This is a genomic window from Pseudomonas sp. GD04058 (assembly GCF_029836855.1).
Taxonomy (GTDB): domain Bacteria; phylum Pseudomonadota; class Gammaproteobacteria; order Pseudomonadales; family Pseudomonadaceae; genus Aquipseudomonas; species Aquipseudomonas bharatica.
Genome location: NZ_JAOECN010000013.1, coordinates 75,498 through 91,640, shown reverse-complemented (window position 1 = coordinate 91,640; position 16,143 = coordinate 75,498). Strand labels below are relative to the sequence as shown.

At 64.8% G+C, this 16,143-nt stretch carries 15 protein-coding genes; 5 read left to right on the top strand and 10 right to left on the bottom strand.

The features are described from left to right. Positions 1-49 precede the first annotated feature (49 nt). From N7650_RS13640 to N7650_RS13620, 5 genes are all read right to left on the bottom strand, one after another. Complete coding sequence (locus tag N7650_RS13640; protein ID WP_279898657.1) at positions 50-1,246, bottom strand: MFS transporter; 1,197 nt, start codon at positions 1,244-1,246, stop codon at positions 50-52. Positions 1,247-1,307: 61 nt separating this feature from the next. Then, positions 1,308-2,357, bottom strand: coding sequence for a DUF3445 domain-containing protein (locus N7650_RS13635; protein ID WP_279898656.1), 1,050 nt, complete (start codon positions 2,355-2,357; stop codon positions 1,308-1,310). Positions 2,358-2,372: 15 nt separating this feature from the next. Then, complete coding sequence (locus N7650_RS13630; protein WP_279898655.1) at positions 2,373-3,341, bottom strand: PDR/VanB family oxidoreductase; 969 nt, start codon at positions 3,339-3,341, stop codon at positions 2,373-2,375. Further along, positions 3,338-3,943 carry a dimethylamine monooxygenase subunit DmmA family protein gene (locus tag N7650_RS13625; RefSeq protein WP_009398401.1) on the bottom strand — a complete coding sequence of 202 codons (606 nt, stop codon included), beginning with the start codon at positions 3,941-3,943 and terminating at the stop codon, positions 3,338-3,340. The genes N7650_RS13630 and N7650_RS13625 overlap by 4 nt, the downstream gene beginning before the upstream one ends. Positions 3,944-4,022: 79 nt before the next feature. After that, on the bottom strand, positions 4,023-5,447 hold the full coding sequence (locus N7650_RS13620; RefSeq protein WP_279898652.1) for a gamma-aminobutyraldehyde dehydrogenase: 1,425 nt from the start codon (positions 5,445-5,447) through the stop codon (positions 4,023-4,025). Positions 5,448-5,675: 228 nt separating this feature from the next. Here N7650_RS13620 and N7650_RS13615 point away from each other — a divergent pair, with 228 nt between their 5' ends. Next, positions 5,676-6,425, top strand: a complete 750-nt coding sequence (locus tag N7650_RS13615; protein WP_009398404.1) for an FCD domain-containing protein — start codon at positions 5,676-5,678, stop codon at positions 6,423-6,425. A 54-nt stretch (positions 6,426-6,479) separates the two neighbouring features. Then, positions 6,480-7,220 (top strand): cache domain-containing protein, encoded by a 741-nt coding sequence (locus tag N7650_RS13610; RefSeq protein WP_009398405.1) that lies wholly within the window; start codon positions 6,480-6,482, stop codon positions 7,218-7,220. Between the two features lie 30 nt (positions 7,221-7,250). On the opposite strand, the gene N7650_RS13605 is transcribed toward N7650_RS13610, so the two are convergent. The 3 genes from N7650_RS13605 to N7650_RS13595 all read right to left on the bottom strand — a co-directional run bounded on the left by N7650_RS13605 (position 7,251) and on the right by N7650_RS13595 (position 11,917). After that, positions 7,251-10,490, bottom strand: a complete 3,240-nt coding sequence (locus tag N7650_RS13605; RefSeq protein ID WP_279898649.1) for a transporter substrate-binding domain-containing protein — start codon at positions 10,488-10,490, stop codon at positions 7,251-7,253. Between the two features lie 7 nt (positions 10,491-10,497). Next, entirely contained in the window at positions 10,498-11,112 is a 615-nt protein-coding gene (locus N7650_RS13600) for a response regulator transcription factor (RefSeq protein WP_279898648.1), read from the bottom strand. A gap of 286 nt (positions 11,113-11,398) precedes the next feature. After that, positions 11,399-11,917: a DUF4157 domain-containing protein gene (locus N7650_RS13595; RefSeq protein WP_279898688.1), complete on the bottom strand. Its 519-nt coding sequence runs from the start codon at positions 11,915-11,917 to the stop codon at positions 11,399-11,401. Positions 11,918-12,114: 197 nt separating this feature from the next. Between N7650_RS13595 and N7650_RS13590 the strand changes: the two genes are divergently transcribed. Next, complete coding sequence (locus tag N7650_RS13590; RefSeq protein ID WP_279898647.1) at positions 12,115-12,744, top strand: LysE family translocator; 630 nt, start codon at positions 12,115-12,117, stop codon at positions 12,742-12,744. A 2-nt stretch (positions 12,745-12,746) separates the two neighbouring features. Here N7650_RS13590 and N7650_RS13585 read toward each other — a convergent pair whose 3' ends face one another. Further along, on the bottom strand, positions 12,747-13,304 hold the full coding sequence (locus N7650_RS13585) for a TetR/AcrR family transcriptional regulator (protein WP_009398416.1): 558 nt from the start codon (positions 13,302-13,304) through the stop codon (positions 12,747-12,749). A gap of 92 nt (positions 13,305-13,396) precedes the next feature. On the opposite strand from N7650_RS13585, the gene N7650_RS13580 reads away from it, so the two are divergent. Together N7650_RS13580 and N7650_RS13575 are read left to right on the top strand one after the other, a co-directional pair. Continuing rightward, positions 13,397-14,128, top strand: coding sequence for an SDR family oxidoreductase (locus tag N7650_RS13580; protein ID WP_009398418.1), 732 nt, complete (start codon positions 13,397-13,399; stop codon positions 14,126-14,128). 27 nt (positions 14,129-14,155) lie between these two features. Next, on the top strand, positions 14,156-14,749 hold the full coding sequence (locus N7650_RS13575; protein WP_009398436.1) for a 2-hydroxychromene-2-carboxylate isomerase: 594 nt from the start codon (positions 14,156-14,158) through the stop codon (positions 14,747-14,749). 60 nt (positions 14,750-14,809) lie between these two features. On the opposite strand, the gene N7650_RS13570 is transcribed toward N7650_RS13575, so the two are convergent. After that, a complete protein-coding gene (locus N7650_RS13570; protein WP_009398442.1) occupies positions 14,810-15,874 on the bottom strand; it encodes a 3-deoxy-7-phosphoheptulonate synthase in 1,065 nt (354 codons plus the stop codon). Positions 15,875-16,143: the final 269 nt, after the last annotated feature.

Sequence of the window (16,143 nt, the reverse complement as noted above, 5' to 3'; positions counted from 1 at the left end):
TGGGAGCTGGCTTGCCAGCGATGAGGCCCTCAGCCCCACAACAGGTTTTTCAGACCGCAGCCGCCAGCTGCGCCACCACATGCTCCTTGCGAATCCGCGCCAGGGGTACGCTGACCAGTGCCAGGGTCAGCACCACCGTCACGGCGATCCCCCAGGCCGCCAGGGTAAAGCCCCCCAGTGAAATCAACCCGCCGGAAATCGCCGGCCCTACCGCCAGGCCCAGGCTCAGGAAGCTTCCCGCCGCCGCCACTACCCGGCCTTCGCGATCCAGCTCCGCCGCCAGCCCGGTGAGGTAGCTCAGGGCATAGAAGTAGGTGATGCAAATGGTCATGACCCCGGCGGTATACATCGTTTTCGAATGCTCGCCCAGGACGTAGCTGAGGCTGGTAGCCCCCGTCAGCAACACGGCGAGGATCACCGGCGTGCTCATGCCGAAGCGCTTGCCGATCATCGCGGCCAGCAAGGGGCCGACCAGGCCGACCACCGATTGCACCGAGAGCAGCACGCCCAGTTCGTCACCGCTGTAGCCGACCATGGTGCCGATGCGCTCGACGAACGCCCAGCCCATGGTGTCCCGTGCCTGGAACACGAACATCGCCAGCATCATGCACACCGCCGGCAGGCTGAGCAGGACGTTGCCCTTGCCTGCGCGGCTGACCACCACGGTTTCGACCAGGGTTGCACGCTGGGTCATGAACGGGATCGCCAGCAGCATCACCGCCATGGTCGCGGCCATCGCGTAGTACAGCCCGGGCAAGCCGAATGCCGCCATGACCTTGGCGTAGCCGAGCATCACCACGATCATCAGCAGCACCGACAACACGTTCATGTGCCCGGCGATGCGATCCGGCTGTTTCGCGCTGGATACCGCCGCGTTGCCGCAAGCCAGGGCCAGGCCGGCGCCGACTCCGGCAACGCAGCGCACCGCTGCCAGGGTGAAGAGGTCGACAATATGGGCGCTGACCAGGTTGGCCACGATTGCCAGCAGCGTGCCGGTGATCGCCAGGGTACGCCGGGGGGCGCGGCCCATGAACGGCGCCACCAGCAAGGAGGCCAGCATGGTGAAGCCGAACTCCGCCGACATCAGCAGCCCCGCCTGGGCCTCGTTGAGTTGCAGGTCGTGGATGATCGCGCTGATCAGGAACGGCAGGGCCCACAGGCCGAGCAGGCCGACACCGTAGGCCGACGCGGCGGCGGAGAACACCAGGCTCCAGCTCTCGGGCAGGAAGTTGCGTATTGTTTTCATTGTGGTTTTCCCGGATTTGCACGCAAAAAAGCGCGCCATTATCGGCGCGCTTGGTTTTTTTTCATTGCTGACTTTCGTCGACTGGCGTGCCGTCGTCGTATTGCGACAGCCAGGTCACCATGGCATCCCGGTAGCGGGTAAAGCCCTTGTAGTCCACCAGTTCCTGGTCCAGGTCGCGGATTACCCGGTGCATGCGCTTGGCCCATTGCGGGGCAAAGTCGGCCAGCTGTTGCAGGCTGACCAGGTAGGTGCGTACCGGGAACAGCACGGCGTTGCTGCGCGGCAAACGGTGCAGCGGTTGCAGTTCGATGCGCAGGTTGACCAATTCGCCGGCGTTTTGCGCAGTCACCGTGGTGCGGTCCGGTGCCCAGTCGGGCAGGGTTTCGGCAGAGGTTTCCAGGCGCGGGTTGACCGTGATGGACCAGTTGGTGCGCCGCACCGGGTGCCCCGGACGCAGGCGCAGGAGGAATTTCAGCGCACGCTGGAGGATGCCCATTTCATGCAGCTTCGGCACCGGGCCATGGAACTCCATGAAGCTCATGCCGAGGTTGAAGCGCAGCGAGTAGTCGGCGCGCTGGGTGGCCATGCCGGCGCCCATCACCAGGGTGTCGTCGCGCTCTTCGAGAAGAATGAACTCGCCCTGTGCCTGGCGGGTGATGTATTCCATCGGCTCCATTGGCAGGGTGCTGGCATCGCCGAAGGTGAAGCTGTCGTCCAGGCCCAGCGGGCGGTTGATCCAGCGCCACTGGTTGCCTTTCTTTTCCAGGCTGAAATGCTCTGGATAATCGCGGGAATACGATTCCATCAGCAGTTCGAGCAGGTCCCACTGGGCTTCCATCATGTGCGGCAGGGCGGCGTAGTGCACACCCGGCTGGCTTTCAAGGATCTGCGCGCGGTGATGGCACTCGGAGATGTAGTGTTCGTCGATATCGAATTGGGCGCGCAGCGCGCCTTCGCCGAAGGGTACATGGGGCTCGACGTTCATCGAGTACATGTACTGGTCTTCCGGATAGGGGAAGGGCAGGCGCAGCACCGCTTCGCGGCTATTGCGGTAGGTGAAGCCCTTGGCGTCGAGGTCGGCGTAGCTTTCGATCGGCTTGAATACGGTCATTGTTGTTGTCCTGTCTCAGAGGTCCACGACCAGGCGTGTGCAATTGGCGCGGGATACGCATGGCATGAATTTGCGCTTGCCCAGCTTGTCTTCCTCGCTGAGCCAGTCATCGCGGTGGTCCAGTTCACCGTCCACTTCCAGCACTTCGGTTTCGCAGTAGCCACAGGCGCCGCCGCGGCACAGGTAGGGCACCTTGTAGCCGGCCTGCTCGGCCGCTTCGAGCAGCGATTGCTCGGTCGGCACCTCGAGGGTCACGCCCTGGCGCGCCAGGGTGACGCTGAACGGCTGGCCACTGGAGCCTTGCTCGACGAAGCGCTCGTAGTGGATATGGCTGTCGGTCCAGCCAAGGGCGCGGGCACCTTCGATGGTGTCGTCGATCATGCTGTCCGGGCCGCACACGTACACATGGCTGCCAAGGGGACGGCCAAAGAGAATGCGCGAGATGTCCATGCGTTCATCCTCGCCCTGTACATAGAGGTGCACGCGGGCGCCGTAGCGCTCCTGCAACTCGCGCCCAAGGGCGATGTGCCCGGGGCCGCGCACGGCCAGGTGCAATTCGAAGCTGGCCTTTTTCAATTCCAGCTCTTCCAGTTGCGAGTAGACCGGGGTGATGCCTACGCCGCCGGCGATGAACAGGTGCTGGCGGCCGTGCTTGGCCAGTGGGAACAGGTTGGCCGGCTGCAGGATCTGCAACAGATCGCCTTCAGCGACCCGGTCATGCAGGTAGCGCGAGCCACCACGGCCATCGGCGACGCGGCGTACGGCAATCTGGTAGGCGCTGGAGTCGTAGGGTGAGCTCATCAATGAGTAGGCGTTGCGGTGGGTCTTGTCGCCGTCCTCGAGGATCACCACCACATGGCTGCCGCCGGAGAAGGCCGGCAGGTGCTTGCCATCCGGGTCGACCAGGGTGAAGCGGGTGATTTCCGGGGTCATCGCCTCGATGCGGGCGACGCGCACGCTCAGGGTGCCGTTATGGGTGTTCATGTATCGAGCTCCTCGGCGGCGGGCAATTCGCCCGGGACTTCGCCGTCGGCCTTGATGCCCTGGAAGGCGGCCAGACGACGGGAATAGTGATCGCGCACCACCAGGTGCAACTGGCAGCCCGGACAGACGAAAACGCGCTGGGTGACGTTCTCGGTGTAGGTGTCGCAATGCGCGCACCAGACCCGGCGGACCAGGGTGCCGCTGTGTTCGCGCAGCACTTCGTCGCGATTGAGGTCCACGGCGTTGGCCGCCTGCATGGCCGTGCCGATGAAGCTTTCCGAGCCGCTGAGGTACAGGCGCGTGCCCATGCGTGCATCGCCGAGCCGCTCGCGCAGGGCATCGATCAGTTCCTGGTTGCTGGCGAACACCTCCAGCCCGGCGACCTCGGCCTGCTGCAAGGCCTGCAGATGGTTATGGCCGGAGAAGGATTCGACGGAGTAGAGCAGGGTGCTGTTGCCGCGCTGTTCGTTGGACATGTCGCCGATCAGGCGCAGCATGGCCGCGCCGCCGCTGCCCTGGCCCGCAATCAGATGACGCAGGCCTCCTGCCATGGGGTGCAGCCGGTCGTAGACCGGGCGGCTTTTGATGCCGGTGATTAGCATGGAGAGTCCTCGTATGCCATATTGCCTATGGTTTTATATGTTTTGTTTCGGCCGCCACAATCGGCGTTTTCATCGGTAATCAGTGCTTGAACATCACGTGGCGCACGCAGGTGTAGTCCTCCAGGCCATACATGGACATGTCCTTGCCATAGCCGGACTGCTTCATGCCGCCATGGGGCATTTCGCTGACCAGCATGAAATGGGTGTTGACCCAGGTGCAGCCATATTGCAGGCGCGCCGAAAGGCGGGTAGCGCGACCGATGTCCCGGGTCCACACCGACGAGGCCAGGCCGTAGTCGGAGTCGTTGGCCCAGGTCAGGGCCTGTGCTTCGTCGTCGAACGGGGTAATGCTGACGACCGGGCCGAACACCTCGCGCTGGACGATCTCGTCGTCCTGCCGGGCATCTGCCAGCACGGTCGGTTCGAAGAAGAAGCCTGGGCCATCGACCCGGTTGCCACCGGTGACTACGCGGATATGCGGCTGGGCCTTGGCCCGCGTGACGAAGCCCTCTACGCGCTGCAGGTGATCGCGGGTGATCAGTGGGCCGAGTTCGGTTTCCGGATCGTCCTGCAGGCCCATGCGCAGGCTGGCGACGGCCTCGCCCAGCTGATTGACGAAGCGCTCGTAGACACCGCGCTGTACATACAGGCGGCAGGCTGCGGTGCAGTCCTGGCCGGCGTTGTAGAACGCGAAGGCGCGGATGCCCTCTACCGCCGCATCGATATCGGCGTCGTCGAAGATCAGCACCGGGGCCTTGCCGCCCAGTTCCATATGGGTACGTTTGACGCTGCCGGCGGTGCTGGCGATGATCCGCGCTCCGGTGGCGACCGAGCCGGTGAGGGACACCATGCGCACCTTGGAATGATTGACCAGCGGTTCGCCTACGCTAGGGCCGCGACCGAAAAGAATATTGACCACGCCGGCCGGGAACAGCCCGGCGATCAGCTCGGCCAGGGCCAGGGCGGTCAGCGGGGTCTGCTCGGAAGGCTTGAGCACCACGGTATTGCCGGCGGCCAGGGCGGGTGCCAGCTTCCAGGCGACCATCATCAGCGGGTAGTTCCACGGCGCGATGGAGGCGATAACGCCCAGCGGGTCGCGGCGGATCATCGAGGTATGACCCGGCAGGTACTCGCCACCGGCCGAGCCCGACAGGCAACGGCTGGCGCCGGCGAAATAGCGGAACACGTCGGCGATGGCCGGGATCTCGTCGTTCAGCGCAGCCTGGTAGGGTTTGCCACAGTTCAGCGACTCCAGCCGGGCCAGGTGTTCGGCATTGGCCTCGATCAGGTCCGCCAGCTTGAGGAGGAGGTGGGCGCGGTCTTTCGGCGGGGTCTGCGCCCAACCGTCGAACGCCTGATCGGCGGCTTGCACGGCGGCGTCCACCTGGGTGCTGCTGGCCTCTGGAATGTTCGCCAGCACGGCACCTTCGGACGGGTTGTACACGGCGTAGGGATCACCTTGGCCATCGACCAGTTGGCCGTTGATCAGGAGTCGGGTCTGCATTGCGTATTCCTGTTTGGAGTTATTGGTGAATACAGGCGCACAGGGACAGTGGCCTGTGCAAGGCTTAAACATATAAAACCATATCTTAAATTTGCTGCCTAGCCTCGCCGTGCTTTTTTGCTTTGCCACAAGGAAATAAGGCGCTAACACTTGAGCTGTGCTTCGCTATAAGATGCGAAACCGAATTTTTAACCGGGTGCCTTCGTGGTGCTCGAAAAGGGAGAGGCAATGACTGCCCTGAATAGTGCCCGCAACACCGCGTTCATCCGTCTGCGCCAGGAGGGGCGCACCGATGAAGTGGCGCGGCGTCTGGTCGAGGCCATCGAACTTGGCCTGTTCGCCGAGGGCCAGCAATTGCCCAGCGAGTCGGAACTGGCCCTGCAGCTGGGCGTGGCCACGGTGACCCTGCGCGAGGCTCTGGTGGTGCTGCGCCAGCGTGGCCTGATCGAAACCCGTCGTGGTCGCAATGGCGGCAGCTTCGTCTGCGCCCCGGTGGAACTGCCCGAGGCGCTGCTTCTGCAAAGGCTGCGTGAAATGAGCGGGCCCGACCTGCGCGACCTCGGCGACGAGCAGACGGCGATCTCCGGCACTGCCGCGCGCCTGGCGGCCAGGCGCAGTTCGCCAGAGCAGCAGGCGCGCATCGGCCAGCATATAGAAACCCTGCGCCAGGCCGGCTCGCGTCTGGCTCGGCACCGTGCCGACGCACGCTTTCATATCGAGGTAGCGGCGGCTGCCCAATCCCTGCGCTTGACCCACGCGGAAATGCGCCTGCAGTCGGAAATCGGCGAACTGTTGTGGATGGAGGCGGCTGGCGGCGGCGATATCACCCTGGTGGAACAGGAGCACCAGGCGATTCTCCAGGCCTTGGTCGCGGGTGACCCGGTGCTGGCCGGTGCCCTGGCCGAAGCCCACGTCACCCGGGGCATCAAGCGTTTGATAAGCCTGCGCCTGGAACTGTTGGCGGCTGATCCGGACTGACTCCTTCTTCCCACCCCATGACCAGAACTGCCGGACCCTGTGTGAGGTAATGCCATGTTTGCCCCGAGCGATAACGCGTCCTTCTCGGCCTGCGCCCAGCAGCTGGACAGTACCCTGGGCACCATTTTCGGCCAGGTGCGCGAACTGGCGGAAGAAACCCGTACCCTGTGGCAGCGGGTCCTGGCCGAAGGTCGCCAGCCCGTGGCGCGGGACCTGGCGTCACTGCGCCCGGCCATCGACAAGCAATTGTTCGCCACCGGGGCCTTTGGCTGTGGCGGTGGCGTGATCGTGGCCCCCAATGGCCTGGCCGACCGCGAGATGCACCTGGAGTGGTGGTACCTGGCCGATGGTGGCAAGACCCTGCCATTGCGTCCCAACTTCGATCGCCGCCGCGAGAATTACTACGACTACAACGCCATGCCGTGGTACAGCAAGCCGCGCGACACCGGGCGCAGCGTGGTGGAAGGGCCATACGTGGACCTCTACGGCACCAACATGTACGTACTGACCTTCACCATGCCGATTTATGTCGAGGGTCGCTTCATTGGCGTGGCGGGGCTCGACCTTTCGCTGCATAACGTCGAGCGGCTCCTGGTGAAAAGCCTTATGCGCCTGGATCACGAGGCGGTACTGATATCCGCCGAGGGGCGGGTGATCGCCTCGAATACAGCGAACTGGATGGTCGGGGACCTGGTATCGACCCTGCTCAACGACATGCAACTGGGGCAGATCCGCTTGACCTTGTCGGAATCGGAGACTGGCTGGTCGCTGGTGCGCTTGCCGGGGTTGCGCTGAGTTCTTCCAGCGCAGCGATGGGGCGCAGCGTCAGGTGTTTCGTTCGAGCCGTGTCAGCAAGCGCTCCAGGCTCCCTTCCAGGGCTTGCTTCAAGTCCTGCAGGCGCGCGTCGTCGACTTCCTCGGCACATCCGCGCTCCAGTGCATCGCAGCGCTCCACCAATCCCCGTGCCTTGAGCATTTTCATGCCGCCGCGAATCCGGTGCGCCAGGGCCTTCACCTGGGCAAGCGGAGCCTGCGGCCCCAAGGCCCGCAGCGAAGCCAGATCCTGCTCGGTGCTTTTCGCCAGCTGTTCCACCAGCCGGCGGATCATCTGTGGGTCGTTCTGGGTCAGATGTCGCAGCTCGTCCAGGTCGAAGCCGCTGTCATCCTCGGCCGTCGCCGACTCCAGGCCACTCAGATGGCTGCGCAACGCGCCCAGCCCGATCGGCTTGAACAGGCAATCATCCATCCCCGAAGCCAGGCAGCGGTCCCGCTCTTCGGCTTGGGCATTTGCCGTCAGGCCCAGGATCAGGCAGCGCTGTCCCGGGCTTTCTTCTGTCCGCACCGCGCGGGCCAGTTGGTGTCCATCCATCCCCGGCATGTTGCAGTCGGTAATCAGCACGTCGAAGTTGCCTTCCCGCCACATCTGCAAGGCCTGGGCGCCGCTGTCCGCCTGGCTGACCCGGTGGCCGAGCACGTCCAGTTGCTTGCCCAGCAGCATCAGGTTGGCCGGGTAGTCATCCACGACCAGGATATTCAGCGACAGGGTGCTGGCCGGGCTCGGCGGGGTCTTCGGCGCCGCGACTGCCCGCTCACTGGCCCACGGCAGCACCAGCGAGATCTCGGCCCGGGTCCCGTGCCCCGGCTCGCTGGACAGGCGCAGGGCGCCGCCCATCAATTCGCACAGGGTACGGCTGATCACCAGGCCCAGGCCGCTGCCCTGGCCCGCAGCCTGCCCGCCCGCCTGGACGAAAGGGCTGAACAGGCGGGCCTGGTCCGCCGCGCTGATGCCGATGCCGCTGTCTTCCACGACCAGGCGTACCCGTGCTTCATTTGCCTGCGGCTCCAGCTCCAGGCCGACGCGCACTTCGCCGCGTTCGGTGAACTTCAGCGCATTGCTCAGCAGGTTCGCCAGGACCTGGCGCAGGCGCAGCGGATCCACCGCCAGCGGCCGCGTCGCCGGGGGCAGGTCAAGGCGCAGCTCCAGGCCCTTGAGCCGGGCACTGCTCTCGAATACCCGCGCAGTTGCACGAACCAGTGCGCACAGGTCGGTCGGCTCCGGGGCGAGGGTCATGTGCCCGGATTCGATGCGGGCGATATCCAGCACGTCGCCGATAAGCTCCAGCAGGGCACTGGCCGAATCGAAGGCCACCTGCAGCGACGGCTGGTCGATGCGCCCTTGCCCGGCGTCCTTCAGGGCCAGCTCGAGCAGGCCGATCACCGCATTCATCGGCGTGCGGATTTCATGGCTCATGGTGGCGAGGAAGGTGCTCTTGGCATGGTTGGCGCTGTCGGCCTGCTCCTTGGCCTGGCGCAGTTCGACAAGCAAGCCCTCGCTGATCTTCAACTGGCGCTGCAAGGCTTCTTCGGCAGCAGTGCGCTGGGCGACCAGGCGCCGCAGGTAGCGGTTCCACAGGACCACGGCGGCGATCGCCAGGCTGGCCGCCAGGAGAATCTGCAGGACCAGCCCGCGATAATTGCGCCAAGGGTTGTCGCTGACCAGCGCATTGGTGCGCCAGCGGTTGGCGAGCAGGGTCATTTCGTCCGGCTCGATGCTCAGCAGGGTCTTTTCCAGGATGGCGTGCAGTTCATTGTCGCCCCGGGCGGTGGCGAAGGCCGCGGTGGCCGGGCTGTCGTCCAGCAGTGCTGCAATGCGCAGGCGATCCTTGAACAGGCGGCTGATGAAATAGGCGGCGTTGATCTGCGAACTGATGGCCGCGTCGGCGCGACCCTGGGCCACGTATTCCATCAGGGCCAGCGGATCGTCGACTTCGACCAGTTCGATGGCGGGATGCTCGCGGCGCAGTGTTTCGGCGAACGGCGTGCCGCGGATCAGCGCCAGGCGCTTGCCCTGCAAGGCCTCGGCGGTGTCCGGGGCATCGGCGCGGATGGAGGTCACCAGGACTCGCGGCGTGGTCAGGTACGGCCGGGTGAACTGCAGGCCGCGGGCACGCTCGCCGCCATAGGGCAGGGCGCCGATCAGGTCGGCCTGGCCGCTCTCCACCAACTGGATCATCTGCGCCACGCTGGCGGCCTCGATGGTGTGGAAGCGCAGCCCGGTGCGCAGGCTGATCTGCTCCAGGAGATCGGCGGTGATCCCGCGGAACTGCTGCTTGTCGTCGAGGAAGGTCAAGGGCGCGAAGTACTTGTTGATCACAACCTTGAGGTCCGAATGCCGGCGGATCCAGTCCTGTTCCCCAGGCTGCAGTTGCAGCACCCCGCGGTTGAGCAGCGGGCTGTTGAGGCCGCTGCTCCAGCGCCGCGCGACGTTGATCCGGTCGCTCTCCGACAGACTGGCCAGGGCCTGGTCGATGAGCCGCAGCAGGGTAACGTTGTCGTGTTCCAGGGCAAACCTGAACGACGAGCGCAGGGGCTTGACGTACCAGGCGATCTGCACGCTGTCGCGATAATGGTTGCCGATCAGGTAGTCGGAACTGATGGCGTCGCCGATGAAGGCGTCGGCATCGCCCTGGGTCAGGGCAGCCAATGCCGCCATGCTCGAGGCGTAGAGTTGCAGCCTGGCGTCGGGATAGACCTGGCGGATGCGCTCCACCGGCAGGTAATGATCGACCATTGCCAGGCGCGCGCCGGCCAGCTTGTCGGCGGGGTTGCGCGGCTTGCCCAGCGGCGTGGCGACGATGGCCTGGTCGTCGGCGTAGGGCTGGCTGAGCAGCAGTTCGCTGTTGGCTTCCTCGAAGCCGTTGGCGCTGCCGAGCAGGTCGATCTCGCCGCGCTCCAGGGCGCGGATCGCGGCACTGCGGCTGGGGTAGTGCAGGACCTCCACGTCAACCTTCAACTGCTCGCCGAGCAGGCCGGCGTAGTCGGCGGTCAGGCCTTCGTAGTCGTGCTGGCTGACATTGATATCGAAGGGCGGATAGTCCGGTGCCGAGGTACCGAGGCGTAGCTGCTTCCTCTGCTCCAGCCATTGCCGGTCGGCAACGCCGAGCGTTGGCGGGGCACTGCTGCTCAGGGAGCGTCCGAGCAGTTCCCGCGGCACTGCCTCCTGCGCCGGCAGCGGCGGCGACAGCACCAGGCCCAGGGTCAGGACCAGCAGTGGCAGGATGTTCATCGGTCGTTCAGATCATCCCGCGGCGGTTCGCCAGGTCGAGCAGCTCGGCCAGGGAACGCACCTGGAGCTTGTCCATGATGCGGGTCTTGTAGGTGCTGATGGTCTTCGAGCTCAGGATCATGGCCTGGGCGATCTCGTTGTTGGTCGCGCCCTTGGCCAGTTGCCGCATCACTTCGAATTCGCGGTTGGAGAGGCGGTCCAGGCGGTCGTCCTCGGTTTGCGAGCGTGGGCCCAGGCTCAGCGCATCCGGCAGATAGGAATAACCGCTGAGCACGGCCTTGAGCGCGCCGAGGAGGATGGACAGGTCTTCATCCTTACGCACGAAGGCCGAGGCGCCGGCTTCGATGCAGCGTTTGGCGAACAACCGCGGCGGCCGACCGGTGAAGACCATGATCCGCGGCGCCGGATCGAGGGCGCGCAGGCGTTCCAGTACGCTGAGGCCGTCCAGGCGGGGCAGGCCGAGGTCGAGCACGACGACGTCGGGGGTGAGTTCCTGGCTCAGGCTCACCGCACTGACCCCGTCGTGGGCTTCGCCGATCACGTCGTAGCCTTCGCGCTCCAGCAGCAGGCGGGCGGCAAAACGGATGGTGGGATGATCGTCGACGATCAGGATCTTGTGCATCGTGTAGGAAACTCCTGCATCAGGAATGGATTTTTCCCGAGTCACTCAGGAGGGAAAACCGCCGGTTCAGACGGGCCGCTCACGATACGTCGAATCAGGTTCGATGAGTACGAGGAGTATAGAAGCGTGGAAGAATTCAGCCTGCCTAGATGAAAATTCCTACAAAAAGCGCGAAGGGTCCTTCAGTAGGAAACGGCCCACGTAGGGCGAGGCATAGGATTTTGCCTGACTGTGCAGGGCAATCAGGCTGAAGGACGTGGCACATCCAGAGTAGGAAAACGCCCCGTCAATGCCCGGCCAGCCGGCTACCGGGCATCAGGCGCAGGGTGTTGCTCACTTCGGCCTGGATCTTGTAGGCAGGTGCTTCCACGGCTTCGTAGTCACGGGTGTAACGCGCGGCGAAATCATCCACGCCCCATTGCTGGTATTGCTGCACGTGCTTGAGCTCGTGGGCCCAGAGTGCAACGTTGTCGCGGGCGTCCGCGGCGTTGCGAAAGACGATCACGTCCACCAGGGTGACGGCGGCGACATCCGGGTTCTGCAGGAAGGCGCTGGCGGCGTCCAGTTGTTCGGGATTGCCGACCTGATAGCGCACCGCGTCGAGCACCTGGAAGTCATACCAGGGTTCGAGTTGCGCGCGGATGTCCAGCGGAATGGGTTCGACCCCGGCCGCCACCGCCGTCTCGCGCGACAACCTGAGCCAGTTGGCCAGGCCCGAGGAGGCCATGCGCGCGACATTGTCGAGCAGGGTGAACAGGTCGTCGGTCGTGCCCTGCGGGGCCGTGGCGGCGGGGGCCGGGGCGATTGCGCAGAGGGCAAGACACAACAGCAGTGGACGGTACAGCGGAAACTTCAAGACAGGACTCCTGCCGTTACGCTCGGGGGTGAGCAGTTTGACCGGGATTCGCCACGTTGGTTGAGCCGCTCGGAAAAAATCGTCGAGGGCTTGAGGGCGCGCGGCGAGGCAGGCATCCTGCGCCCTTCGACCTGCCAGGAGCCATCATGGACGCCTCGACCCTTCTGCTTTACATCATCGCCGCCAGTGCGGTGATGATCACACCCGGCCCGGCCATGCTCCTGGCCTTGAACAACGGCGCCAGCCATGGCATGCGCGTGGCCGGATTCGGCATGGCCGGGGCGATGCTTTCCGACCTGATCCTGATCGCCGCCGTGGGGTGTGGCCTTGGCGCCTTGTTGCAGGCTTCGGAACAGTTGTTCAGCCTGGTCAAGTGGATAGGCGCTGCGTACCTGCTGTACCTGGCGGTGGTGCTCTGGCGGGCGCCGGTGCGGGCACTCGGGGTTAGTGGCGCAGCGGCGGCGGTCAGTGGCCGGTCGACCTTCGTCCGTGCGCTGATCGTCGGCCTGTCCAATCCCAAGGGCCTGCTGTTCTTTTCCGCGTTCCTGCCGCAATTCATCCGTCCGGAGCAGCCGGTGCTGCAGCAGTACCTGGTCCTCGCGGTGATCACCGCATCCCTCGATTGCCTGATGATGGTGGTCTACGCCCTTGGCGGCCGGCACGCGGTACGGGCTTTCTCGGCGCGGGTCATGCAATGGATCAACCGGGGTTGTGCCGGCATGCTGGCGGTGCTGGCCGTGGGTTTGAGCCTGTACCGGCGCAACGATCTGCATTAAATCTATTCCATCGCCGCCTGCAGGAAGTCCCGGCTGGCCGTCAACACGGCCCGCTGGGTCTGTTCCCCCGCCAGCATCCGCGCTATCACCAGCGCTCCTACGCATTGACTGAGCATGGCCCAGGCCAGCGCTTCGTCGTTCAAGGTCACGGCCCAGGCCTGGTGCAGTGTGACCAGCCAGTGTTCCGCCTCTTCACGCACCGCGCTATCGGCGCGGGCGATCTCTGCGCCCAGGGTCGGGATCGGGCAGCCGCTTTGCGGATTGTGCACATGGGCCATGCTCAGGTATTGGTCGAGGCAGCGCTTGAGCAGGTCCGGCGTCAACTCGCCGCCTTGTGCACGCAGGTTGATCCTGCTGCCGGATAGCTCCTGGCGCACGATTTCGCTGAACAGGTCGTCCTTCGAAGGAAAGTGATTGTAGAACGCTCCGCCGGTCAGGCCGATGGCCTTCATCAGCCCGGCCACGCCAGTAGTGGCGAAGCCGCCTTGCTTGGCGATGGCGCCGCTGCTCTGCACCAGCTTCTGCCGGGTCTGTTCCTTGTGTTCGGTGGAATAGCGCACCTGGGCATCCTCGAATTGGTGGCTTGACGAAAGTCCGGATCATAGCATAGCGTTCGTTTACTAAACGATCATTCATCAATGAGACAAAGCTCATGAAGGACAACAACAAGGTCGTACTGGTGATCGGTGCCGGCGACGCCACCGGTGGCGCGATTGCCAGGCGCTTTGCCCGGGAAGGCTATATCGCCTGTGTGACTCGGCGCAGCGCTGACAAGCTGCAACCCTTGCTGGACGAAATCCGTGCCGAGGGTGGCCAGGCCCACGGGTTCGGCTCCGATGCCCGCAAGGAAGAAGAGGTGGCCGCGCTGGTCGAGCAGATCGAAAGCAGCATCGGCCCGATCGAGGCCTTCGTCTTCAACATCGGCGCCAACGTGCCTTGCAGCATTCTTGAAGAGACGCCGCGCAAGTACTTCAAGATCTGGGAAATGGCCTGCTTCGCCGGCTTCCTGACGGCCCAGGCGGTGGCGCGCCGCATGGTGGTGCGCGAGCGTGGCACCATCCTGTTCACCGGTGCCACGGCGGGATTGCGCGGCGCTGCCGGCTTCGCCGCTTTCGCCGGAGCCAAGCACGGCATTCGCGCCCTGGCCCAGAGCATGGCGCGGGAACTGGGGCCGCGGAACATCCATGTCGCTCATGTGGTGGTAGACGGCGCCATCGACACTGCCTTCATCCGCGACAGCTTCCCCGAGCGCTACGCGCTGAAGGACCAGGACGGCATCCTGGACCCCGGGCATATCGCCGACAACTACTGGCACCTGCATGCCCAGCCACGGGATGCCTGGACCTTCGAACTCGACCTGCGTCCGTGGATGGAACGCTGGTAATCGCCACCTTTGACAAGGATCCGAAGCATGAACAAGACCGTCGAATTCTTTTTCGATCTGGGCAGCCCGGCCAGTTACCTGGCCTGGACCCAACTGCCAGGGATCTGCGCCGAGCACGGGGCGCAACTGGTGTTGCGGCCGATGTTGCTGGGTGGCGTGTTCCAGGCCACCGGCAACAGTTCGCCGGCGACGATCCCGGCCAAGGGGCGTTATTTTTTCAAGGACCTGCATCGGTATGCCCGGCGCTACGGTGTGCCGTTGAAGTTCAACGAGCACTTCCCGATCAACACCCTGGGCCTGATGCGTGCGGCGGTTGGCATACAGTTGCGTCAGCCGCAGCGTTTCGAGCAATGGCTGGCCGCGATGTATCGGGCAATGTGGGCCGACGGGCGCAACCTTGGGGATCCGGCCGTGATCACGCAGGTGCTGGAAGAAGCGGGTTTCGAGTCGTCCGGGTTCGAGGCGCTGACAAGCGATCCCGAGGTCAAGGCGGCGTTGAAGGCCGTTACTGAAGAGGCCGTGGGTCGCGGGGTGTTCGGCGCGCCGAGCTGCTTTGTAGGGGAGGAGCTGTTCTTTGGCCAGGATCGGCTGGAGTTCGTGGTGGAGGCGTTGAAAGCGTAAGTTGTCCGCGCGCTTGCCAGCGATGGCGTGGGTATCGCTGGCAAGCCAATCTTCAGGAACCTACGACAAACGGGCAGCCGCCTCGCGCAACATTGCCTCGGTGGCGTCCCAACCCAGGCAGCCATCGGTAATCGACACGCCGTACTTCAGCGGCGCCTTGCCTAGTGCCTGGCAGCCCTCGAACAGATGGCTTTCGATCATCACCCCGACCAGCGAGCGATCACCCGCGACACGCTGGTCGATCACATCGCGCAGCACCGCCGGTTGCCTGAGGGGATCCTTGCCGCTGTTGGCATGGCTGCAATCGACCATGATCCGGGCTTCGACTCCGGCCTTGGCCAGCCCCTGGCGCGCCATGGCGACACTCGCAGCATCATGGTTGGGCCCCTTGTGCCCGCCGCGCAGGACCAGGTGGGTATCCGGGTTGCCTAGGGTTTCGACGATGGCCGGGTGGCCCTGGGCGTCCAGGCCGAAATGACGGTGCGGGTGGGCCGCGCTGCGGATGGCGTCGCAGGCGATGCCGACACCGCCGTCGGTGCCGTTCTTGAAGCCCACCGGCAGGCCAAGGCCGCTGACCATCTCGCGGTGGATCTGCGATTCGGTGGTGCGGGCGCCGATCGCGGCCCAGCTCAGCACATCGTCGAAGTAGCCGGCGGCCATCGGTTGCAACAGTTCGGTGGCCACTGGCAGCCCGCGCTCGAGCATGCCCAGCATCAATTCGCGGGACAGGCGCAGGCCGCCGTGCATATCGTCGCTGCCGTCCAGCTGCGGGTCGTAGGCCAGGCCTTTCCAGCCCACGGTGGTGCGGGGTTTTTCCACGTAGGCACGCATCACCAGGAGCAGTTTGTCATCCAGCTGGCGGGCCAGCGCAGCCAGGCGGTCGGCGTATTCGAGGGCGGAGCGGGGATCGTGCAGGGAACAGGGGCCGAGCACCACGAGCAGGCGCGGGTCATGGCCGTCGAGTATCTGTTTGACTGCGTGGCGGTGCTGCTGGACCTGGGCCGCAAGGGCGGCGGACAGCGGCAGCTGTTGCTTGAGTTGCACGGGGCTGGGCAGACGCAGGCTCACGGAGGTGTTGGCTGCGGCGGGGGTGTTCAGTGGCAGTGCCTGGGTAGTCGCTTGCATGTTCGGTATTCCCTGGGCGGAAGGCGGGTTCGGTCCCGCGCCTTCGGCCCTATCGTTGTGTTCGACAGATACGTGTATGTGTGTTGATGCCACCCGAAACGGACCGGTCGGAGGCGGCTGGCTGGCCCGAACGGCAGTGGCTAAATCGCCAGGCAGAGCTTTGGTAGCGGTAGCAGGTGGTGTAGTTCATGTGTCGATTCCTCAGTGGTGTCTGGTGTTGACGGGCCGAAAAACAAAACCCCCGGAGGGCTGGGCCGTCCGGGGGTTCG